The sequence below is a fragment of the Francisella salimarina genome (assembly GCF_007923265.1).
Lineage (GTDB): Bacteria > Pseudomonadota > Gammaproteobacteria > Francisellales > Francisellaceae > Francisella > Francisella salimarina.
Genome location: NZ_VOJA01000001.1, coordinates 252,887 through 276,033, shown reverse-complemented (window position 1 = coordinate 276,033; position 23,147 = coordinate 252,887). Strand labels below are relative to the sequence as shown.

Genomic DNA, 23,147 nt, shown 5'->3' with positions numbered 1-23,147 from the left:
AATTATGCATATATCTAACAAAAAAATTTCGACACTATCGCTAACAATGCTAAATATCTCAGCGATAATTAGTTTAAGTTCGATAGCTTATATGGCAACAATTGGTTTACAAAGTGTTTTCTTTTATCTAATTGCTGCAGTTACATTTTTGTTACCAACATCGCTTATTTGTGCTGAGCTTAGTAGTATGATAACGCAAAATAATGGCGGTGTATTTAGCTGGGTCAAAGCAGGTCTTGGTGAAAAAGCCGGTGTACTTGCAATGTGGTTGGAGTGGTTTAATAATGTGGTAGGCTTCCCAAGTTCTGTGACAGCATTAATCGCGACATTTTCATATATTGGTTTTAGAGGTTTTGCTGAGAATACTCAAACAAGTGTTACTTTTTGGTTAATAATGGTTGCTGTATTTATCGCTATAAGTTTATTTAACTGCTTACCATTACGAAAAGTTGTTGTGCTAAATATTATTGGTGCAGTATTTGGTATGATAATTCCAGGAATACTATTAATTTCTGGTGCAGTATATTTCTTAGTTACTGGGCAAAGTAATTTGGAATATCATGGTTTTAGTGATCTTTTACCAGTGTTTTCTGTAGGTACTTATGCTCTTTTAGTTAAGACTTTATCTTCATACTCAGGTATTCAGTCAGTAGCTTTCCATATGACAAATATCGAAAATCCTCAGAAAAATATTCCCAAATCAATACTTATAGCTACTTTGATAATAGTATCATTAACTATTTTAACAACGGTTGGTTTAACTATTATTATTCCTGTACAAGATGTTAATGTTTTAAATGGTCTGATACAGGGCATCTCACAAGTATTAAACATAATAGGCTTAGGTAATGTTAAGCCAGTAGTTGTGGTAATGATAAGTTTGGGTATGTTAGCGGCTCTTAGTACATGGGTGTTAGGGCCTGCTCGTGGTATGCAGACAGCAGCAGAACAGGAGCTTTTCCCAAAAATCATGGCAGGTAAAAATAGATTTGGTATGCCAGTAAATATGCTAATTATTCAGATTTTGATAGTTTTGGTTCTATCTTCGGTATTCTTAGTGATGCCATCAGTATATGCAGCATTCGCATTATTAATTGCTATTACATCACAGTTTACGGTAGTTATGTGGATAATGGTTTTTGCTGCAGCGATTAGACTTAGATTTACGCAACCAGATACTCATAGAGTATTTCATGTGGGTAGGAGAAATTCTAACTGGTTACTTGTAACTATGTCTTTAGTTGCAATATTTATGTGTATGTTAGGCTTTATACTTGGGTTATTTCCACCAAGCTTCTCACATGTTAAAAATGTCTTCCAATATACAATGATTTTGGTTGTAGCGGATATTATAATTATAGCAATTCCACTGATATGGATTTGGTTGCATAGAAAAAGAATTTTATAATAAACCTTATATGCAAGAGTTACTTTCAAGCACTAATTAGTTTCTAGATTTAACAAAAACTCTTTTTTATATAATCCACCAGTATAGCCACCAAGTTTACCGTTGGAGTTGATTACTCGATGACAAGGGATAATTATAGGTAGTAGATTTTTACCGTTAGCATTAGCTACAGCTCTAAAAGCAGTTGGTTTACCAATATTTGTAGCTTCTTTACGATAGCTGATTGTTTCTCCATAAGGGATCTTTATCAGCTCATGCCAAACTTGTTTTTGAAAGTCAGTACCAGTTAGTTGTAGAGGGATAGAGAATGTTTTTAACTCTTTGTCAAAGTATTTATCAAGTTGATTTCTAGCTTTGCTAGTTATTTCATTTGTTTTGAATAATATCTTTGCATTATAAGTTTTTAATAATTTCTCTATAGCATAAATATTTGAATCATTAATAAAAAAGCAAGCATATAGGTAATTATCATCAGCAATAGCAATCAGATTGCCAATAGGGGTTTTAATTTCTTCGGTATAAAATACTGTTTTATAATTTTCTTTGTTAATTACAGCTAAATAAATTTGATGAGTTTCTTTGAGCATAAGTATATTATGTAATTTAGATACATTAGATAATAGCGAAGTAATGGCAAATAGTAAATTTTATAAATTTTTTCCGATAGCAATACTAATCATTGGCATAATCTCTTTCTTTAGTTTTGGTGGACAGCAGTATTTATCTCTTGAAGCACTCAAAAATAACTATCAAACAATATTGGACTTTGCTAATCAGCATTTTTTAGCTTGTATGTTAGTGTTTTCGGTTGCATACATAGTTGTTGTAGCATTATCTATACCAGGGGCTACTATTATGACTTTGTTAGGTGGTTTACTATTTGGTTTGGTATTAGGTTCAATTATTGTTGTATTAGCTGCAACATTAGGAGCAAGTGTAGTTTTCATTGCTGTTAGAACAGCGTTGGGAGATTCACTAAAGAGCAAGGCTAAAGGCAGTATCGAAAAAATGCGACGAGGTTTTGAAAAAGATGTCTTTAATTATTTATTAATACTTAGATTGATACCTATATTTCCATTTTTTATTATAAATATCGCAGCTGGTATGTTTGGTGTGAAATTCAGAGATTTTTTCTGGGCAACACTACTGGGGATAATTCCTGGTAGTGTTGTTTATGTATGGGTTGGTACAAGCTTTGCTTATGTAATTCAGCAAGGAGCAGATATTAACTTAGGCATCATATTAGAGCCTCAATTTATTTTGCCATTAATAGCCTTGGCTGTACTGTCAATTGTTCCAGTAATTATTAAAAAGAGAAAGTAGCTATGATTAAAACAGATATTTGTATTATAGGTGGTGGTTCAGGTGGACTTTCTGTAGCAGCTGGTGTAGTACAAATGGGTGCAAGCGTAGTTCTCTGTGAAGGTGGTAAGATGGGAGGTGATTGTCTTAATTATGGTTGTGTGCCATCTAAGGCAATTATAGAAGCTTCAAGAGTTATTACAAAACTAAATAAGGCTCCTGAGTTTGGTATAAATGTAGATAGCATAGATATTGATTACGCCAAGGTACAAGCACATATCAAAGCTACTATAGCAAAAATAGAGCCACATGACTCAGTCGAGCGTTTTGAGAAATTAGGCGTCAAAGTTATCCAAGAATATGCGGAGATAGTTGATCGATATACAGTCAAAGCTGGTGATAATATTATCAGGGCTAAATATATTGTTATAGCTACTGGTTCAAGAGCAAGTATTCCTAATATCAAAGGTTTGGATACGGTTGACTATCTAACTAATGAAACAATTTTTGAGCTTAAAGAAAAGCCAGAACATTTGATGATTATCGGAGGTGGACCTATAGGTGTAGAGCTAGCACAGGCTTATGCTTTGTTGGGTAGCCAAGTTACAATTTTTGAAGCTTCCGATACTATCTTAGGTATGCTTGATAGTGAATGTCGCAAAGTTGTGATTAAGGAGTTTGATCGTTTAGGTATCAATATAATTACAAATGTAAATATCACAGAGATTGAACAGCAAAATCAACAGATAAATGTTTGTTGTGGCGATAAGTACTACGAAGGCTCGCATCTATTAGTTGCAGCTGGGAGACAGCCAAATTTAGCTAAGTTAAATCTAGATAATGTGGGTGTTAGATATACTTCTAGAGGTATAAATGTTGATAAGCGCTTGAGAACAAACTATAAAAATATCTATGCTATAGGCGATGTCACTGGAGGATATCAGTTCACTCATGTGGCAGGCTATCATGCTGGTATAGTGATCCAAAATATCTTATTCAAGTTACCAGCAAAAGTTGATTATAGTAGCTTACCATGGTCTATATATACTAGCCCTGAAATCGCACATGTTGGTCAAGATATCTCACAGGCTCAAGATCAAGGTGCAAAAATTCTGAAATTGTCATATCAGAATAATGATAGAGCAGTCGCAAGTCTAGCAACTAATGGCTTAGTCAAAGTGGCTGTTAGCCGAAAAGGATATATATTAGGGGTTACTATTGTTGGTGAAAGCGCTAGTGAGCTAATTGTACAATGGACTTTAGCAATTAAAAACAAGCTAAAGATAAAAGATATAGCCTCTCATATTGTGGCATATCCAACTTTAAGTGAGCTAAACAAAAGAATTGCTGGAAGTTATTTCACACCGAAGCTATATAGTAACAAAGTTAGACGCTTAGTTAGACTGTTAATGAAAGTATTTGGTAAAAGGTTATGATAGAACAAAAAATCAGACCAACTTTTCAGAAAATCTTCGTTGATAATGTTGCTAAGCTTGTAGCGCCAATAATAGCTCCTAACATGGTTACAATACTATCTTTAATCTGTGGTTTAGTTGCTGCAGTATCATTTTTTATGAATCAATACTTGTGTGTGTTTTTGCTACTGTTATCAGGATATCTAGATATTTTAGATGGCTCAGTTGCGCGTCTACAAAATAGCTCATCATCATTTGGAACTATGTTAGATATATTAAGTGATCGTTTTGTAGAGAGTTTTATTATTATCGTTATTTTTATCAATCAACTTGATATTGCATGGGTTGGTTTATTAATGATGATGTCTATTATTGTTTGTATTAGTAGTTTTTTGCTAGTAGGGATATTCAGTCAAAAAGAGTCTTCTAAAAGTTTTTACTACAGCCCAGGTTTGATTGAAAGAGCCGAAACATTTATCTTTTTTATAGTTATGATTTTATTACCGAGCACAGTATTTGTACTAGGGTTGATTTATACACTGTTAGTTTTATGGACTACGCTGTATCGTTGTTATGAATTTTATTGTCACGAAAAAAAATAAGGAGCAATTATAATGAGAAATTTTTTAAACAAAACTTTTGTGGGCTTTATGGCGGGATTAATTAGTGCCTGTGTTTTATATTTTTTGTTTATTTTTATTCGTCAGCATGGAGTTGAGCTTAATGATGAATTTAAATACACGCTTTATCGCTTAATGGTGTGGGGTGGTGTTTGGGCTATATTATTTGCATTACCGATATCCAAAAATATTCTTATCAAAAGCATAGTTATTGGCTTAGCTGTTATATTGTTTAACTTTTTGGTTAAAATGCCATTAGCTGGTCAGGGTTTCTTTGCTATAAATGCTGGCACAGCAGTATTTGTTATGAATATTGTTTTTAATTCTTTATGGGCATTACTTGCTGGTGTTATTTATAGTATTGCGACAATTCAGCAATAGGGTTGGAGAAATTGTTATGAATAGCATTAGAGATTTGTTAAGTAAAGTATTTACTGCCTATATGGCAGGATTAATCAGTGGACTGGTTATAGAGATTATTTGGATTTTAGTTACAACTCATAATTTAAACCTAAATGAAGATCTAAAGCTAGAGTTATACCGTATGATGATATGGGGCGGTGTATGGGCATTAATTCTTGTTTCACCATTCCCAAAGAATATTTGGGTAAGAAGTGCTGCTATGGCTTTGATAGTTATACTTTTTAACTATATGATAAGAATGCCTTATTCCGGCGATGGCTTCTTCGCATCAAATGCTGGAAATGATGTGTTTTACGCTAATCTTATATTTAATTGTCCATGGGCTTTGTTGGCTGGATTTATATATACACTTGCTAGTAATAAGTAATATATAAAACTTTTAATAATTTTTAGATAATTTAACCATATCACTTGTTTTTCGCTAATTAATCCCTATATCTAATAGCAGGAAATTTTATAACATTAACTATGTATCCATATTATCTACTTGTTGGATATGTTTGAAAGTATTTGGGAGTTTAAAATATGGCAGATTATTATTCTTTACTAGGAGTTAGTAGAGATGCTTCAGAAGCTGAGTTAAAAAAAGCATATAGAAGATTAGCAAAAAAATACCATCCAGATGTCAACAAAGAAAAAGGGGCTGAGGATAAGTTTAAAGAAATTCAAACAGCTTATGATGTCTTAGGAGATAAAGAAAAGAGAAAACTCTATGATGCTTATGGAGAAAACTGGGACAAAGTTCAGCAAGGCGGTTTTGGCGGAGCTGGAGGTGGTTTTGGTGGCTTCTCTCAAGGCGGAGGAAGCTCTCAAAGTTTCAACTTCGAGGATTTAGGAGATATTTTGGGTGATCTTTTTGGTGGTGGCGGAGCTGGAGCAAGAGGCTTTGGTGGAGGTCAACCAAGAGCTAGAAAAGGTGAAGATATAAACATCTCTTTACGTTTGAGTGTTGAAGATGCTATCAAAGGTGGCTCTAGAACAGTTTCATATAGCTATCAAGAAGCAGGTGCTAACGGTATGCCAACTATGCAACACAAAAGTGTAGATGTCAAAATACCACCTGCTATGGCTAATGGCAAAAAACTACGTGTCAAAGGTAAAGGTAGTGCAGGTATTGGAGCAAATGCTCCGGCTGGGGATTTGTATATCAAAGTTGAAGTTGTCGATCATAAAAACTATAAGATTGATGGCAATGATATTTATGAGCATATTAATATAGCACCTTGGGAGGCGGCTCTTGGTACATCATTAGAGATAGATACTCCATATGGTAAGAAGAAAATGAAAGTACCAGAGGGTAGTCAATCGGGGCGTAAAATGCGTATCAAAGGTAAAGGTCTTGGGGATGGAGATTTTTATATTGTCTATGATGTCAAATTACCAGCTGCTGATACTGATGAGAAAAAAGAGTTCTATAAACAAATGCAAGAAAAAATGAATTTTGATCCAAGAGTTTAAAGAATATTCTAATAAAACTGTGGTTTTGTAATACATTATGAAAAAAGTAATATCTTTGATGTCATTAATCGTTTTGTCGATTAATTGCTCACAAGCTATAGATAAAAAAATCTTTCTAGTTGGTGGAAATCTCGATGACACATATCCTGCGATATACGATGATATGGCAAACTCAATAGGGTTTCAGTTACATAGAGAAGTATCTTGTGGTAGCTGGAATACAACAAAATGCCCTAAAGTAGCGGTTGTAACATCAGCTGCGGATAATACAAATGCAGCAGAAAGTATAGTATACCCATACTATAAAAAAATATTTGAAGACAATGGCTTTGTGACAGCACATATCAACGCACAGATTGATAATTATAAAACTAACACAGACATTAATACCGAACAAGGTGGGTATAATGCCAAAATCATAGAGCAGGCAGATATTATATTTTTTAATGGTGGTAATCAGACATATCATTCAAGAACATGGTTAAAAGATGATGGATCATATAATTCATTAATGAATGTTTTAGCTCAACGTTATGATGAAGGCGCTTTAATTGTTGGAACATCTGCTGGTATGGCAGTTATGGGGAATATGACTTTTGGTGGAGTCGATGATTCTGCAAAAGATTCTTTTGGTATTTTATATTTTAATCAAAGTCAGGGTCTTGCACAGAAACAAGTAAAAGATGGTGAATTAGATGGTACCAGTTTTGCAGACCAAAGGACTAACTCAAATCCTCAATTAGTTGAAATACAGCATCAGGAAAATGGCGGTAAAATGTTTGGTTTGAATATGTTGCCTTATGAAGTTATTACTGATACTCATTTTGGAGATAGGGGGCGTCTTGGTAGACTTATATCAGCTATGAGAGATACTAATAAGCATATAGGTTTAGGAGTTGATCAAGATAATACAGCTTTATTGATATCTATGACAAATAATAATCATTTTAAGGTATCTGCTTTTGGAAAAAACGGTGTCTATATGGTTTCAACTTTTGATGCTGCTTTTGAAGATTCTAAAAGCTTTACTTCTGCAAAAAATATTAGATTAGATTATTTAAGTGATGGAGATGATGCGGTTTTTATTAATAATGACATAAGCATTATTCCTTCAAAAAATAAAAAAAGGATAATAGTTAATATTAAAGATAATATTTATTCTGATGATATATTATCCTCGTACGGAGTATTTGATATTATTTCATCACTGGTTAAATCAAATCTTAAGTCAGCTATAGGCAGCACTAAAATACCTAAAGAATATCCGGTTAATACACCAGTGTTTGAATTTTTATTTACGAAAGCAGCAAAAAAGTCATATTGTATTATGAGTAATAATAGTTGTTTAAATAATCTAGATGGTTATACTATTGTGAATATGCGCATGGATCTAATACCTAGATTTAATTAAAATGAAATTGGGGATATAATCTGTTTTATTTTTGTCTTTTTCTATTTCCTATCTCAATTATAAAGTAGCTTGCAAGTATTAATGAGCCTCCAATAATAGTTGATAAATATATTTTTTCATCGTTGATAAGCTTCCCAAAAATTGTCGCAAAAATAGGCTCAAAAGAGAAGATAACAGCAACTTGAGACATACTTAGATGTTTTTGATAAGTGTTCTGTAAGTAGTAGCAAGTAATTGTTGAAATTGAGCAAAAAACTATAGCGATTACTAATATATAGTTAAAGTGAAGATACATAAACGATGATACATCTGTTATCAAAGGCATAGGTATACCAAAAGCTACTTGCAGTATTATTAGTAGACGCAAGTCTTTAAAAGCTTCGCTGCGATAATCTTTTCTAGTTTCATAGCTAAGATATACCACTGATACAGCATACATCAGAGCGCATAATACTGACCAAAGATAACCTATAGTAAAGTTATCAAAACTTGCCCCAGATAGTGCATATATCCCTAATAATGAAACACCAGAAGCAACTATTCCATAAATTGTTAATCGATCTACCTTAAAAAGACTTCCTATGAAAGGAATCATAATTACACTCAAAGCTGTCAAAAATGCAGAAACACTTGATGAAACGGTGTATAGTCCTTGAGTCTGAAAATAAAAACTCATACCTTCAAGTGAGCCAAATATAGCCCCCACTTTTAGTAAGTAGAGCTTATTATTAAACCTAGCTCTTAAAATTAAAGGTAAGAATAATAAGCATGATAACCCTAGTCTAAAAGCTACAAAAAGCCCAGGTGAGACATACTCAAGAGAGATCTTAACTAGAGGAAATGTTGTTCCCCAAAGAATGGTGACTATAAAAAGGGCAAATACGGCCTTTCTTTGTATATTCATGATATTTTTAAATATGATTTAGAAATTTAATTAGCAAGTTTGTCTTTATCTGCTATCAAAATCAACAAAGAAATTATGAAATTTAGGTTATCAGCTCAAGTTATGAATTAAATATAAATTTGAGCAAAAAGACAAAGTGTTATATGTAGATTAGATTTTTATTGGAGTAGTACTAATTATGATAATAAAGTTGTTAATTACTACTCTTATATTTTATAGGCTAGTAACTTCTCATATTTCTACAACCCAAGTTATCACCAGTAGATGTTCCGATGATATCAGCTAAACGGGTGTAGAAGTTATTTCTATTACTAACTTGATAAGATTCGGTATTTCCACTTTTATTACACTCGATTCCCCCGTTTATAATATTTGCAGTCATGCCGAAACCCGGCACACGATTAGCATTTAAGTCATCATTACTTGGTCTCCAAATACCCAGTAAAGCATCATGAGCTGATGGTTTAGGAGGCTGTGGAGTCATCCAAAACCATAATGCAGAAGTCCATGCTATTTTGTAGTCCCTAAGTACTAAGCCTGGGTTAGCAAGTAGGTTGATAGGGTTGTTACCTGCAAATTTCTCATTATAGAAATCTTGGAATAGACCGTAGTTATAGTTCCACGATAGTTGGATCATACCTCTACCATGGTAAAATTGTCCTGGAACTCCCTTGTGGGCTGGGTTTCTAGGATTTTGGTCAGTATATTGTGAGCAACCACCGTTTTGACATCCGACCTCTTCTATAAAACATAGTCCCCAAGCATATTTACCGCCCGGGGCTGTAGCCCAGCCACCATTTGTTTCTTGCGATACATTTGCCAAAAATGCTGCAATTTCTCGTTTAGCTAGCTCTATTTTTTGTTGCTGGCTTTGGGCAACTCTATCAGGAATGGCTTCTGGGTTAGCAAAGCTAGGGAAGTTGGCAGCAGCAGCTATTAGACCATCATATAAACCTTTTAGGCCATTATTTTTGGCTGTACATGCTCCGTTTGTGGCATATGGAAATGCTTTTTCAAAATCACTGAAAGGCAATAGCTTTTCTAGTTCAGAATTAGTTACCTCTGAATGGTCTTCATCTGATGTATAATTCTCATATGCTAGAGTTATTTGAGCATCCTTAGTCACTGCTACAATTTCTCCATCAAGTTTTAGTAATTTACTACTTTCAGGAGATGCATCGATGATGCTGTAATTACCCACTGGTAGGTTTATTTCGTTAGTACCATCTTTAAATTCATAAGATTTTACGAGCGTGGAGTCTTGTATTGAGGTGAAGATTACAGTTTCTGTATTTTGTCCTAAACCAGTTACTGTTACAGCAGCTTTTACAACATTGTTGGTATCTTCTGTATTATTGCTATTGTCATCACTATCTGGAGCAGGGCCAATTTTTTTCCATACTTGAGCATTACCAGGAGTATCACCCTTTGTCCACCATTGATTTTCGTACAATATACCTTTATATTCTACAACATCGCCTTTTTGGGAATATGTTTTATTACTATCCCAACTTTGGTTATCACTATTATTGACACTATCTTGAGTATTGTTATTATTTGTAGAGTCATCAGTATTGGGTGATTCAATTAGTTCCCATACATTTGCGGAGCCCGGAGTGTCACCTTTTGTCCACCATTTAGCCTTATATGCTTTACCATTGTATGTAACATGATCTCCACCAACAAAGACTTTATTGGCCTGCCAAGAACCGCTAGTGTTAGAGCTGCTTGAGTTTCCAGGATTGCTGTTATTTGTGCTAGTGTTGGTATTATCTGTAGGAGTCTGGTTGTTATCTGATGTGTTGGCCTTACTTATTTCTGTCCAAGCATCTTGCCAATGGCTACCACTACCAGGAGCATAATGTGACGCAGACATTCCACACCATCCACTAGCAGGGAATGGTTTACATTGATATTGATTGCCATCTGTACCTACTACAATTTGTCCAGCTGTATAGGATTTTCCTTGTTGATATGTCGTCGCTGAGTTTGCGGGTACTACATAACAGAATATTGCAGCCAAGATACTGCTTATTAATATTTTTTTCTTTGATCTCATAATTGATCTCCTTCTTCATAAAAATTAAAATAATTCTATTTCGTGAGTATTTTGTAAATACTCACACTTATACTTTAGCATATTTTTTATTAAATTAAGGTATCAAAAAATAATCTCTACAGTGTATTTTTGATGGTGATATCTGTTCTGACAAAGCAGTCTGGGTTGCCTTTTTTTAATTAAAATTGCTATAATTTAGTGTTTTGTAATTACCAAGTGAGAAGAAAGTCGGTGAAGGATGTTTCGAAGGTTAAACAGATAGGCGCAGTAGCTATCATAGCTGGTACAGCAATAGGTGCTGGCATGCTTGGTATTCCGTTTGCAGTAGCAGCTGTTGGGTTTAACTATGCGCTTATGGCGCTCTTTCTAGTTTGGATTATAATGTATGCAACAGCTTTATTGATTGTCGAAGCAAATGTTTCACAGCCACTAGGTACTGATATGGATTCAATTGCTCATAATATACTAGGTAAGTCTGGTAGAGTAATGAATTTATTGTTTTATTTGTTATTGCTCTATTCGTTGCTTACAGCTTATATCTTTATGGGGGGACAGCTTTTTAAGACATATATCACTAGTTGGTTTAATTTTGAAAGTGATAGTTTTGCAAAGCTTCTATTTACATTTATTTTTGGATTTTTCATTTATAAAGGAATCAAGGTTGTATTTAGAGTTAATGAACTATTCTTGAGTCTTAAAGTTTTGGCTTTTGTATTGTTTATATCTTTTGTTGCTCCACAAATACGCCCAGCTATATTAGAGAGTAGAGCATTAGGTGTTGAATATGTTTGGTTTTCTATCCCAATACTTGTAACATCTTTTGGATTTCATATTGTGATTCCTGCGATTAGGAACTATTTTGAAAATGATATTGTATTTAAAAGAACGGTAGCTGTTGGGGCATTAGCTCCACTAGTTGTCTACTTGGTTTGGGTTATGGCAACTCTAGGGACTATAAATTTATATGGTGGCAATGGTTTTATTGATCTAAGTCATTCAGGTAAAACATTAGCAGAAGCCTATGTAAGTTTAGGGCAAAGGGCTCCATTAGTTTTTATTAGACTTTTTGAGAATTTTGCAATTATTACATCTTTTCTCGGCGTGGCATTAGCATTATTCTCATTTAATCAAGATTTGTATGCTCTAAATTCTAGAAAAAAGCTGATTACTCTGGTCGTTACGCTATTGCCTCCATTATTCTTTGCGATATATTTTGTTAATAGTTTTATAGCAGCTCTGGGATATGCAAGTATTTTTGTGTCTGTGCTTTTGATTGTGCAACCTGCATTAATGGTTTGGGTTATAAGGTCTAAGCAGGGGCAAAATAGTATTATTAGTAAGTTTTATTTATCTTTGATATTATTCTGTGGTGTAGGTATTATTGCGTTGCAATTATTAGTAGCCTTTGGTAGATTACCTCATATATAATTTTATTAACTTTCAAATCTTTTATATTTCTATGAAAAAACCTACTTTTGATTACAAAAAAAGATCACATGTTAGTGGTAGTTATCAATTTGCAAATAACCATAATAACAGAAAACCTGATGTAGCTGAGTTTAGTGTACAAAAACTTCAGCAGTTTCCAGATGAACTAGTTGAAATATTTAATCTAATACAGGCTGTTCGCTGTGATAGGATAAGTCTACAAGAGGAATATAATAAATACAGACTAAAACTAAGTAACGATAGAATGAATCTTGAATCTGAAGTTATAAGAATAAAAAAGCAGTATAATGCTAAGATATCTGCTTTGCAGGAAGAATATAATTCGGTAAAATCTAATTACAACATTGAGTTAGCAAAAATTAGAGAAAGCTAATAATACAAAGTCAGTCGGACAGTCGCGCTTTTTATAAGTGAGGAAAGTCCGGGCTTTATAGAGCAAGATGCCAGATAACGTCTGGGGGGCGTGAGCCTACGGAAAGTGCAACAGAAAGTATACCGCCTTTGTTTAAAAGGTAAGGGTGAAAAGGTGCGGTAAGAGCGCACCGCATTGGTGGCAACACTCAATGGCATTGTAAACCCCATCTAAAGCAAGACCAAATAGCGCTACTAAGATGTTGCTCGCATTGTAGCAGGGTAGGTCGCTTGAGCTTGTTGGCAACAGCAAGTCTAGATAAATGACTGTCTATTACAGAACCCGGCTTATAGACTGACTTTGTATTTTTTTAAAAAAGTGGGAAATTATGCAAGTTATTGACTCTAAACTTTTGGATAGTGATGGTCAGATAAAAGATGATCTTTTAATATCCGAGCTTAAAAGTTTTTATACTAGCGATAAGTTTGGAATTATAGCAGCGTCATTAGAGCTTCTGAAAAGCAAGAGTGCCAAATCAGTACGTCATCCAACCGGTATTAGTTCATTTTTATATGCTATCGAGATGGCATATATGCTTTTTAAAATCAAAGCAGATGAAGAATCAGTATCAGCAGGTATTTTATATGAACTATATAATTTTGGTGATATATCTGATGAAGATGTTGAGCAAGCGACTAATCAGACAGTAGTTAAAATTTTGCAAGGTACTCGCAAAATGTCAGCTATTAGAATGTATCGTTCAGATAATATTTCATTAGAGCAAATAGATACTTTTAGAAAAATGCTTTTGACAATCATAGAAGATGTCAGAATCGTTTTAATTAAGATAGTTGATAAATTATGTACTATAAGGCATCTAAAGTCATTAAATAGTAATACACAAAGAGTTATAGCTAGAGAAACTCTAGATATCTATGCACCATTAGCAAATAGGCTTGGATTAGGGGCTGTTAAGTGGGAGTTAGAAGATAGAGCTTTTTTCTTTTTGAAGCAAGAAGAATATAAAAAGATAGCTAAGAGTCTAGGTTTTACACGTAAAGAAAGAGAAGAGTTTCTTAATCATGTTATCGATGAGTTAAAGCAAATACTTAAGAAATATGGTTTGGATGCGGGCATTCAGGGTAGAGTTAAACATATATATAGTATATATAAAAAGTTTAAAAACAAAGGTTATCAAAATATCAATGAGCTGTACGACATTACAGCGGTTAGGGTTATAACAAATAATGTTGACGAGTGTTATAAGGTACTAGCTGAAGTTAACAATCTATACTCGCCCATTCCTGAAGAATTTAGTGACTATATCGCGAATCCTAAATCTAATGGCTATAAATCTATACATACTGTTGTCAAAGCAGGTCAGCAGAATATTGAGGTTCAAATTAGAACGCACAAAATGCATGAGGAGTCAGAACTTGGCTTTGCTGCGCATTGGCGTTATAAAGAGGGTGTTAAGTTTGATGCATCTTATGAAGCTAGAGTGGCATGGTTAAGATCTCTTCTAGAATGGGAAAAAGAAATCAACGAAGATGATAGTCAAATTACAAAAGAGCTTAATAAGAGGCTTTATGTATTCACACCTGCTAATGAGTTAATTGATTTGGCTGAAGACTCTACAGTTCTTGATTTTGCATATTCAGTACATACAATGGTTGGTCACCGTACTAAAGGTATTAAACTAAATGGTAAGATAGTTCCATTAACAACAAAGTTAAAAACTGGTGACAAAGTTGAGGTTCTGACAGGAAAGGAGCCAAATCCAAGTAAGGATTGGGCCTCAGAGAGTCTAGGATATTTATCTTCTGCTAGGAACAGATCTAGAGTAACTAAATGGTTTAATGAGCAAAACAAAGAAGATAATATAGTTCTGGGCAAAGATAGGCTACTTAAAGAGCTAAAAGGCTATGATCTTAAAGAAATTGATTTTGTAGAAGTAGCAAATAAGTTTAATATGAAAAGTGGCGATAGTTTATTTGTTGCTGTTGAGAGCGGTACTGTTAGAATCAATAGTATTGTTAATCATATAATTGATACGTATTCAGCAGAAGAAAAGCTTGTCAAGAAGCAAAATAGAGCAAATACAGCCAAAACTAAAATATCTAAAGTTCTAGTATCAGGATTTAATGGTATGAAGTATGAAATGGCAAAATGTTGTCAACCAATTTATCCAGATGAAATTGAGGGCTATATGAGTGTCTCAAAGGGAGTCGTTATACATACATCAAGCTGTCCTAACCTAAAACATTTAAAGGAAAAAAGTCCTGAGAAATTTATAGAAGTTAACTGGGATGAAGAGTAGTAATAAAAAAAGAATGAATTATTATTTTCCTCTGTAGTTTCCAGTGTTTTTTGCTTGTTGTAACCAACCATTTTTGATGTAGAAAGTTACTTCATTTGTTGATTTAATTTCGCTACCGTTAGCTGTTTGCCCAGCTATGCTAAGTCTGTTTTCTCCAGGTGTTGGTCTAGCAATTTTCCACTGACCATCTTCGAATGTTGCTGGCATAACAGTTCCATTAATTATAAAAGTTGGCTTGTCATCAGCAGCTATGGCAGGATTTGTCGATATAGCTAGCTTATCTTCTTTGGTGAAAATATTAGCATCATTAGCTGGAGAAGTTATTTGTACGCTTAGATTCCCAGATTGTTGATTCTCTTCTAATACTTCCTTATTTTTTTCAGCTAAACTAGAATTATTCAGTTTAGATATATCATTTTGATTGATTTTTACAGGCTTGCTAGAATTGATATCTTTAGTGGCTTTGGTATCAACAACTGTAGGTTGGCCAACCTCAATAATTTTGTAATCAGTACCATCACTAGGCTTTTCTTCCGAAAATACGACAGTACCACTTTCAGAGCGCCATGAATAAATAGTAGTGTCGTCAGCGGCTTGTGCAAGAAATATAAAGCTAAATCCTGACATAAGAGCAGTTAAAATAATTTTATGAAAGTTAGACATTATTGAAATCTCAAATTTTTGGCTATCTTAAAGTATATATAAAATTGATAATAATCAAAAGCCTAGACAGATTAATTTATCGACCTAGAACTTGACGTCTGAAGAATTCCGAGTCATTGGAAGTAATGATTTTATGATCTTTAGTACTTCCTCTAACAGAGATTGTAACAGGTCCTGGGTTTGGTCTGTTGATTTTCCATACTCCATTTTCAAAGTGAGCTGGATAAGGTATGCCATTCACTACAAATATCGGATGATCTTCCGCAGTTAATGTTGGTTCTAAAACTATAGGTAATTTTTCATTATGCACAAATCTGTTTTCGCCATTTGCAGGAGAAATTACTTTTACTTTTACTGCACCTGATTTATTTGTTTGGGCTTGGCTATCAGTTTGAGTATCATCGGAGTTTAAATATAAGTTGTTTTGTTTTAATGATGCAAGTTGTTGCTCTACGGGTGATTTTTGATGAATTTGGTTCTTGTGTGTTACTCCAACTTTTTCATATTCCTGATCAAAGACAGGGGTAGCTTGAGAGAATACTACTGTACCATTGGGCGCTTTCCATGTGTAGACGAAATCATCTTCACTTGCATATAAAATACTATTAGTGAGAGCTAATAATATTAGTGGATATAAGTATTTTAAATAAATCATAAAACAAATAAATTTTAAAACTTTATATTTACAATTATATATGTTTATACTACATCAATTAAGAAAAAGTTTTACTAATAGTATGATTACATTAAATTATGTTATTTATGATTGTATAGCTAATGCATGTTTACTTGGGTTTGCAGTTTTACTTTATAAGAAAAATAAGTATGCATGGATGTTTGTGTTAGCTAGCCTTATTATAAAGGTCTTTATTTATGGTAAATATGGGATTACAACCTCATTTATCTACTTATCAGCACAGATATTAACAACTGTGGTAGCTGGATATATTTGGCTCAAACAATCTAACTATACTAAACCGACTCAAAAAGTAAGATTGCTAGCGATAGTTGCTAGTTTGATTGTCCTATTATTATGGGTTGGTGTGATGTATAAATATGTTAATCCATATATACTCGATTACGAGTTATTATTTGGATTTGATTATCTATGCTATATGCTAATTGTAATAGGAGCTATATTTGTTGCGTTTAGGTTAGCTATAGGGTTATTATTTTTTTCTGTAGTATTTATTAGCTATGCTGTTAATTATGCAAATTCTGCGATGGTTATTAGTAATGCGCCTCAAAATATAAGAGGTTTTATTCCATATTACTGGGTATCAGCTGTACTTTTGTTCATTGCTGGAGTTACCATTGTAGCAGCATATACAAACGCTAAGAGAAATGTTTAATACAGTTATAGACTGTATACATCAAATCTATTTGTTTTACCTTTAAGTTGAGATGTTGGTTTTTTACCAAAAAGAAAATCAGCATTAATAGGTCTCTTTACAACAGCTTTTTTGGTTTTTTTCGATAAGATAATATTTTTGAGTAAATTTGTGTTAGATTCATCGTTATTAAAGGCAATATCGTGTAAGACTTGCATTCCTTGTTTGACTTTGGCGCTTTTGTTGCGTGGCGGAAACATTGGGTCTATATATATACAGTCAAAAGAAATACTAGTAGTACTTATATATTCATTAGCATCTATATTAATTAGTTCTATTTGATTGGCAGTATCTTTTAAGTTAGGAGTTTGTCTTGCTCTATTGAGTGCATCTGCGAGTAATACGAAAATATAAGAATCTTTCTCTAGTGAAGTTAATCTATGTCCTCTAGCTGCCAGTGTAAATGTATCTCTGCCTAGACCAGTTGTTGTATCTAGAATATTTAGTTTGTCTTTTGAGCGACCCTCAACTGCTTGGACAATACTGCATTTTTTAGTTTTAGGATTTATCCTATTTAGAATTTCGTTACTATTAAAATCTATAAATAACTCTTTATCTTTGTAATGTAGTTTTAGGATATTATCCTCGACATATAAGTACTTATTGTCTTGGTTTGATAAAATATATTCAAATTTAATATCTATAATATTTTCAATATGAGATTTTACTGCTAAATCGTAAACATTCATGATTTCTTTTTCGCTCGTGGATGTGCTTTATCAAAAACACTTGCTAACTGCTGGAAGTTTAAATGTGTGTATATCTGTGTACTAGAAATATCAGCATGACCAAGTAAATCTTTTACAGCAAGTAAGTCTTTGGATGAGTCTAAAACATGGGTAGCAAAAGAGTGGCGTAACATATGAGGATGTATATGTTTAGTTGCATATTTTTGTGCAAAGATCTCAATACGTTTTTGGATTGATCTATTTGTTAAATGCTCACCATTTTGTGAGATAAAGAGATAGTTACATTTTGGATTATAAGCATCTCTGATATTGAGCCATCTGTCTAAATTTGTTAATGTTTTGTTACCAAAGTATGCAATTCGTTCTTTATTGCCTTTACCAATTACACGTATACTTTTTTGATCTATATTGATGTCTTTTAACTCTATTGAAGCTAGCTCACTAAGTCTTATCCCACAACTATATAAAAGATCAAATGATGCAATATCTCGAGCTTCTATATTATTGGTTGGTTTGATATCTAGTAAATATGCTAACTCATCTGTATTTATAGCTTTTGGCAGTTTTTTGCTATTTTTAGGTGCTTTGATACCTGTTGTAGGATTGTTTTGTATAATTTCATTATTTACTAGGAAATTATAAAAGCTTCTAAGAGAACTTAGTTTGCGTTGCAAGGTTGAAGATGAGTTACCTTGAGCGTGAAGCTTCTTAATCCATGCTAGAATATCATTATTTTTTAATTGACTTATATCTTTGTTATTATCAATTGAGTCATTTAATTGTACCAAATCTCTGCGATAATTATCGATGGTTTGTTGTGAATAATTTTTTAGGTAAAGTAAATTGTCAAGAAAACTATTAATGTGTTCAATATTCGTCATTATTTAACTAGATAACTACACATAGTATTACTATTACACCAGAAAGTAAAGAAATTAGCCATAGGCTTTTATGAGTTGATATCTTATAGTTAAAGCTCTCTCCAAGGCTATTTATCTTAAACGCCATAAGAGCGGGCATAATCATCAACAAAACAGCTATTGATAGGCCAACGCAGGTCATAGCATAAATAAATATATCAGGATCCATTTGATTTATTATCAGTGGTATAGCAAAAGTCAAAATTGTTGCTATAGAATATCCAATGACCTTTTTTGTTTTATATAACTTATATGTGTCTAAGTTAAAGTGGAATAAAGATAGATTAACACTTAAGAAGGATGTCATAATAGCGACATAAGTGAAAATATGAAGTACTGCATCAGTTGTAGGGGTTTTTACTTTATCTCCTAAAGTTTTAAGGATGTCACCGATATTGGCTTTATCAACAGGTATATGGTTAAATATCGAGTCCATAAAGCTTACGGGACCATGTAAGGGTAAGACACCTAAGATAGTAAATACCCAAATTATATATAATATAAGAGGGATAATGCTACCAATTATAACTATGCGTTTCATATCTTCGGCATTTTTGCCAAGATAGTCAGAAAGCGCAGGGACTATAATGTGTGATGTAAAAGAGGTTGTAAAAACTGGAATTGCAATAATTAGAGAAACTCCCAAATCAACTGGAGCAACAAAAAGATTAGGGACTTCAATGTAACTATTAAATACTACACATAAAATAACTAGAACTAGTATTTTTAGTATTATAAAAAACCTATTGGCATAATCAACAAACCTTGTTCCTAATACTACAATGCTTCCAAAAATAACTACAAAGATTAAGGATGATATTTTTTCATCAAGATTTGGAAATGATGATGATAATGATGAAGCAGCAGCTGATATATATGCCGTACTAATAAAATACATTAATACTAGGAAGGCTATACTAGCTACAATACCTCCAGCTTTACCAAGATATTTTTCAGCAATAGTTTTAAAGCTACTACCATAAGGCATTGAGCAAGAAATATCTGAGATAACGACAGCAGTATAAGTCATTATACTCCAGATAAGAATTATAAGAATAGATCCAATCACAAAACCAAGTTTAGCAGTTATAATAGGTAGTGCGAGTATTCCTCCTCCTATCATAGTACCTACTATGATCATTATTGATCCTAAAATTTTGATGAAACTATTCTCGGGGTTATTCATATACTACTCTTAACTTAGTGTGCTGGTTGTTGAGATTGATTTGCTTTTTTTTGCATGTATATAGCATCAAAGTTGATTGGTGCTAGATTAAGAGGTAAAAAACCACCTTTAATTATAGACGAATCAATAACTCTTTTTGCGTAAGGGAAAAGAGTATTGGCACAGTATGTATTAAGTACTGATTCAACCTGTTCCTCACCCATACCAGTGATTGTGAATATGCCAGACTGAGTAACTTCAGCTATATAAGCGTTAGATTGCTTATTTTTGGTTGTTACTGTAATTGTTAGGTCAAGTTCAAAAGTCTCATCATTGATTTTCTTTGTGTTTATATCAATATTAAAATCTGAACTAGGATCCCACTGATCTTTAAAACAAGCTGGAGAATTAACTGTTTCTAGTGAAACATCTTTTGTGTACACTTTTTGAATTAAGAAAGAAGGTTGATTTTCATTGTCTTGCATAGTTTTTCCTAAGACTTTACAAATTTATATTTAAGAAATTATAGCAAATTGAAAAAGTTTATATAACTAAATTAGAGTTTTTTTAATTCAAAGAGAATATTTAATGCTTCTATAGGAGTTATAGTATTGACATCTATGTTTTTAAGCTTGGTTTTGAGTGTGTTTTCATCGTCTGCTATTCGTTCAAGTTTGAGATTTTTCTGAGGTTGCTTCGGTGAGCTTGGTTTTGATTGGTTTTTTTCTAAGTCACGTAGATTTTTCTTTGCTGACTCTAAAACATCTGCTGAAATACCTGCTAGCTTAGCTACTTGGATTCCGTAAGATTTTTTAGCAGCACCGGCTATTGCCTTATGCATAAAAAAGATATCATCCTTATATTCTTTTGCTTCAAAGTGTATGTTTTTTATATTTTGATACTGGTTAACTAATTCTGTAAGTTCAAAATAGTGAGTGGCAAAAAGAGTGAATGAGCTTATTTTTGCAAATTTTTCAGCACAAGCTTTCGCAAGAGACAAACCATCAAACGTACTTGTACCTCTACCAATCTCATCCATGATCACTAGTGATTTTTCAGTTGCGTTATTTAGGATATAAGCAGTCTCTGTCATCTCTACCATAAAAGTTGATCTACCACTAGAGATGTCATCTGAAGCACCAATTCTGGTATATATGGTATCTATGTCACAAATGTCTGCATAATTAGCTGGTACAAATGAACCGATATATGCCAGAAAAACAAGCTGAGCAACTTGGCGCATATATGTGGATTTGCCGCCCATGTTGGGTCCAGTTATTATTTCTAGTGTATGAGTGTCTGCAGTTAATAGCGTGTCATTAGGTATAAAAGGTTCATCGATATTTTGCTCAATTGCTAAATGACGAACTTCTTTTATGTCGAGTTTACCAAGTTTATTAAACTTAGGTTGATTTAAGTTTAGTTTGATAGCTCTTTCTGCAAAGTTTGCTAACACATCTATTTTTGCAATACTTACTGCAGTTTCTTGGATTTGACAGTAGTACTCTAGAACTTTATTTAATAGAGTATCGTAGATAAGTTTCTCTCTAGCCAAAGCCTTTTCTTTTGCTGAGAGAATTTTATCTTCAAATGTTTTAAGTTCATCAGTGATGTAGCGTTCACTTGCTTTAAGAGTCTGGCGTCTAATATACTCGGTTGGAACTCTATCTGCGTACTGTTTTGATAGCTCTATGTAATAACCATGTACACGATTGTAGCCAACTTTTAAGGTGTTTATACCTGTTTTTTGTTTTTCTTGTGCTTCAAAGTTAAGTAAAAAACCGTAAGAATTATCTTTTAACCCTTTTAGTTCATCGAGCTCTTGATCAAAGCCTTGTTTGATAACACCTCCATCACGAATGGTCGCCGGAGGATTATCTATAATAGCTTTATCTAATAAGTCTGTGAGTTCATCGATTTGATGAATATGATTATTTATATTTATAATTTCATCTGTATTTTTTTGATTAAGTAAATCTTTAAGTTTAGGTAGTTGTTCAAGGGATGTGTGAAGCGAGACTAAATCTTTGGGTTTTACTGTTCCTAGAGCAACACGTGAAATTATTCTTTCAATATCATTTATGTAAGAGAGGACTTCTTGGATTTTTAGGAAATAATGCTGTTCTTTAAAGGCTTTTATAATATTGTGACGAGAAGATATTTTATTTAGATCTCTAGTAGGATTTTTAAAGTATCTTCTTAAAAGTCGACTTCCTAGACTGGTTTTACATTTATCTATTATGTTTAAGAGACTACTTTTTGAGTTGTTGTCTAATTCTAAGTTAGTTCTACTATTAGCATCTATTTTTAGTGTGTTTTGGTCTTCATCTAAGCAAATATCTGTTATATGTTTGGGTGTGTTTTTTAGTGTACTTGTCAAATAAGCAAGTATTGATCCGATTGCTATTAACTGCTCTTTTTTATAAAGACTTAAAATGTTGTTTGTAAAACTTTTATCAAAGGAATTAGTTATATGTTTTTTTGTTTCAAAATCACTAAAGTACCATTCTTCTAAAACTTTTGTTGGTTTGTCAAAAATATTTTGTTCAGCAAGATCTTGGGAATTGGTTACTATTTCTTGTGGCGAGAGTTTCAAAATTTGGTTTTTTAGTTCAGAGAGGTCTTTTATAGTATTTGTTAAGTATATTTTACCTTGAGTATAGCTTGTGTATGCTATGTGATATTTATCACTTTTTTTATAGATGCTTACTAAGATACTATCTTGATTACTATCTAAAAAAGCTTCTTCTGAAACTGTTGCTGGAGTTATTATTCGTGTTACTTGCCTGTCAACGGGACCTTTCGACGTGTTTGGATCACCTACCTGTTCACATATAGCGATCGAAAGTCCTTTTTTGACAATCTTAGCTATATAGTTTTCAGCAGCATGATAGGGAACTCCAGCCATAGGTATCGATTCACCATTAGACTTACCACGTGCTGTAAGAGTAATATCCAACAGATTTGCAGCCTTTTTCGCATCATCAAAAAAAAGCTCATAAAAGTCACCCATCCTATAAAATAGTAATATATCTGGATATTGAGATTTAATTTTTAGATATTGTTGTATCATAGGTGTGTGATTAGAAGTTTTTTGCATAGCTGTTAATATTCAGATTTCAAAATTTTATGTTTGAGATTATATTATAATTAACTACTATAACAAACCTTCAAAATGATTCGTTGTAGCTTTTTTAT

General features: G+C 33.0%; 22 protein-coding genes and 1 other RNA gene. 13 read left to right on the top strand and 10 right to left on the bottom strand.

What is annotated here, in order from left to right:
• Window positions 1-4: 4 nt before the first annotated feature.
• Entirely contained in the window at window positions 5-1,408 is a 1,404-nt protein-coding gene (locus FQ699_RS01300) for an APC family permease (protein ID WP_146420797.1), read from the top strand.
• A gap of 32 nt (window positions 1,409-1,440) precedes the next feature.
• Here FQ699_RS01300 and FQ699_RS01295 read toward each other — a convergent pair whose 3' ends face one another.
• Window positions 1,441-1,995: a methylated-DNA--[protein]-cysteine S-methyltransferase gene (locus tag FQ699_RS01295; RefSeq protein ID WP_146420796.1), complete on the bottom strand. Its 555-nt coding sequence runs from the start codon at window positions 1,993-1,995 to the stop codon at window positions 1,441-1,443.
• Window positions 1,996-2,038: 43 nt separating this feature from the next.
• Between FQ699_RS01295 and FQ699_RS01290 the strand changes: the two genes are divergently transcribed.
• From FQ699_RS01290 to FQ699_RS01260, 7 genes are all read left to right on the top strand, one after another.
• A complete protein-coding gene (locus tag FQ699_RS01290; RefSeq protein ID WP_146420795.1) occupies window positions 2,039-2,731 on the top strand; it encodes a TVP38/TMEM64 family protein in 693 nt (230 codons plus the stop codon).
• Between the two features lie 2 nt (window positions 2,732-2,733).
• On the top strand, window positions 2,734-4,146 hold the full coding sequence (locus tag FQ699_RS01285; RefSeq protein WP_146420794.1) for a dihydrolipoyl dehydrogenase family protein: 1,413 nt from the start codon (window positions 2,734-2,736) through the stop codon (window positions 4,144-4,146).
• Entirely contained in the window at window positions 4,143-4,727 is a 585-nt protein-coding gene (locus FQ699_RS01280; RefSeq protein WP_146420793.1) for a CDP-alcohol phosphatidyltransferase family protein, read from the top strand. The genes FQ699_RS01285 and FQ699_RS01280 overlap by 4 nt, the downstream gene beginning before the upstream one ends.
• Window positions 4,728-4,739: 12 nt before the next feature.
• Window positions 4,740-5,126: a hypothetical protein gene (locus FQ699_RS01275; protein WP_004287132.1), complete on the top strand. Its 387-nt coding sequence runs from the start codon at window positions 4,740-4,742 to the stop codon at window positions 5,124-5,126.
• Window positions 5,127-5,142: 16 nt separating this feature from the next.
• Window positions 5,143-5,535, top strand: a complete 393-nt coding sequence (locus FQ699_RS01270; RefSeq protein WP_146420792.1) for a membrane lipoprotein — start codon at window positions 5,143-5,145, stop codon at window positions 5,533-5,535.
• Window positions 5,536-5,693: 158 nt separating this feature from the next.
• Complete coding sequence (locus tag FQ699_RS01265; RefSeq protein WP_146420791.1) at window positions 5,694-6,626, top strand: DnaJ C-terminal domain-containing protein; 933 nt, start codon at window positions 5,694-5,696, stop codon at window positions 6,624-6,626.
• A 37-nt stretch (window positions 6,627-6,663) separates the two neighbouring features.
• The gene (locus FQ699_RS01260; protein WP_146420790.1) at window positions 6,664-8,037 is read left to right on the top strand and encodes a cyanophycinase; all 1,374 of its coding nucleotides are present in this window, start codon (window positions 6,664-6,666) and stop codon (window positions 8,035-8,037) included.
• A 25-nt stretch (window positions 8,038-8,062) separates the two neighbouring features.
• Here the strand turns inward: FQ699_RS01260 and FQ699_RS01255 are convergent, their stop codons facing one another.
• Window positions 8,063-8,941 carry a DMT family transporter gene (locus FQ699_RS01255; protein ID WP_146420789.1) on the bottom strand — a complete coding sequence of 293 codons (879 nt, stop codon included), beginning with the start codon at window positions 8,939-8,941 and terminating at the stop codon, window positions 8,063-8,065.
• Between the two features lie 220 nt (window positions 8,942-9,161).
• Window positions 9,162-11,000 (bottom strand): glycoside hydrolase family 19 protein, encoded by a 1,839-nt coding sequence (locus tag FQ699_RS01250; RefSeq protein ID WP_146420788.1) that lies wholly within the window; start codon window positions 10,998-11,000, stop codon window positions 9,162-9,164.
• Window positions 11,001-11,231: 231 nt separating this feature from the next.
• On the opposite strand from FQ699_RS01250, the gene FQ699_RS01245 reads away from it, so the two are divergent.
• From FQ699_RS01245 to FQ699_RS01230, 4 genes are all read left to right on the top strand, one after another.
• Window positions 11,232-12,428, top strand: coding sequence for an amino acid permease (locus tag FQ699_RS01245; RefSeq protein ID WP_146420971.1), 1,197 nt, complete (start codon window positions 11,232-11,234; stop codon window positions 12,426-12,428).
• Window positions 12,429-12,459: 31 nt separating this feature from the next.
• Window positions 12,460-12,822, top strand: coding sequence for a hypothetical protein (locus FQ699_RS01240; RefSeq protein ID WP_013922488.1), 363 nt, complete (start codon window positions 12,460-12,462; stop codon window positions 12,820-12,822).
• Between the two features lie 6 nt (window positions 12,823-12,828).
• Window positions 12,829-13,167: RNase P RNA component class A (rnpB, locus tag FQ699_RS01235), an RNA gene on the top strand.
• 22 nt (window positions 13,168-13,189) lie between these two features.
• On the top strand, window positions 13,190-15,121 hold the full coding sequence (locus tag FQ699_RS01230; RefSeq protein ID WP_146420787.1) for a RelA/SpoT family protein: 1,932 nt from the start codon (window positions 13,190-13,192) through the stop codon (window positions 15,119-15,121).
• Between the two features lie 21 nt (window positions 15,122-15,142).
• On the opposite strand, the gene FQ699_RS01225 is transcribed toward FQ699_RS01230, so the two are convergent.
• Both FQ699_RS01225 and FQ699_RS01220 read right to left on the bottom strand, forming a co-directional pair.
• A complete protein-coding gene (locus FQ699_RS01225; RefSeq protein WP_013922490.1) occupies window positions 15,143-15,784 on the bottom strand; it encodes a DUF4124 domain-containing protein in 642 nt (213 codons plus the stop codon).
• Window positions 15,785-15,860: 76 nt separating this feature from the next.
• Window positions 15,861-16,439, bottom strand: coding sequence for a DUF4124 domain-containing protein (locus tag FQ699_RS01220; protein WP_146420786.1), 579 nt, complete (start codon window positions 16,437-16,439; stop codon window positions 15,861-15,863).
• 82 nt (window positions 16,440-16,521) lie between these two features.
• Between FQ699_RS01220 and FQ699_RS01215 the strand changes: the two genes are divergently transcribed.
• Window positions 16,522-17,136, top strand: coding sequence for a hypothetical protein (locus FQ699_RS01215; RefSeq protein WP_146420785.1), 615 nt, complete (start codon window positions 16,522-16,524; stop codon window positions 17,134-17,136).
• A gap of 5 nt (window positions 17,137-17,141) precedes the next feature.
• On the opposite strand, the gene FQ699_RS01210 is transcribed toward FQ699_RS01215, so the two are convergent.
• The 5 genes from FQ699_RS01210 to mutS all read right to left on the bottom strand — a co-directional run bounded on the left by FQ699_RS01210 (window position 17,142) and on the right by mutS (window position 23,049).
• A complete protein-coding gene (locus FQ699_RS01210) occupies window positions 17,142-17,864 on the bottom strand; it encodes a class I SAM-dependent methyltransferase (RefSeq protein ID WP_146420784.1) in 723 nt (240 codons plus the stop codon).
• Entirely contained in the window at window positions 17,861-18,745 is an 885-nt protein-coding gene (gene xerA, locus FQ699_RS01205; protein WP_146420783.1) for a site-specific tyrosine recombinase/integron integrase, read from the bottom strand. The genes FQ699_RS01210 and xerA overlap by 4 nt, the downstream gene beginning before the upstream one ends.
• Window positions 18,746-18,752: 7 nt before the next feature.
• On the bottom strand, window positions 18,753-19,970 hold the full coding sequence (locus tag FQ699_RS01200; protein ID WP_146420782.1) for an amino acid permease: 1,218 nt from the start codon (window positions 19,968-19,970) through the stop codon (window positions 18,753-18,755).
• A gap of 14 nt (window positions 19,971-19,984) precedes the next feature.
• Complete coding sequence (gene secB, locus FQ699_RS01195; protein WP_013922496.1) at window positions 19,985-20,434, bottom strand: protein-export chaperone SecB; 450 nt, start codon at window positions 20,432-20,434, stop codon at window positions 19,985-19,987.
• 71 nt (window positions 20,435-20,505) lie between these two features.
• Window positions 20,506-23,049 carry a DNA mismatch repair protein MutS gene (gene mutS / locus FQ699_RS01190; RefSeq protein WP_146420781.1) on the bottom strand — a complete coding sequence of 848 codons (2,544 nt, stop codon included), beginning with the start codon at window positions 23,047-23,049 and terminating at the stop codon, window positions 20,506-20,508.
• Between the last annotated feature and the right edge of the window lie 98 nt (window positions 23,050-23,147).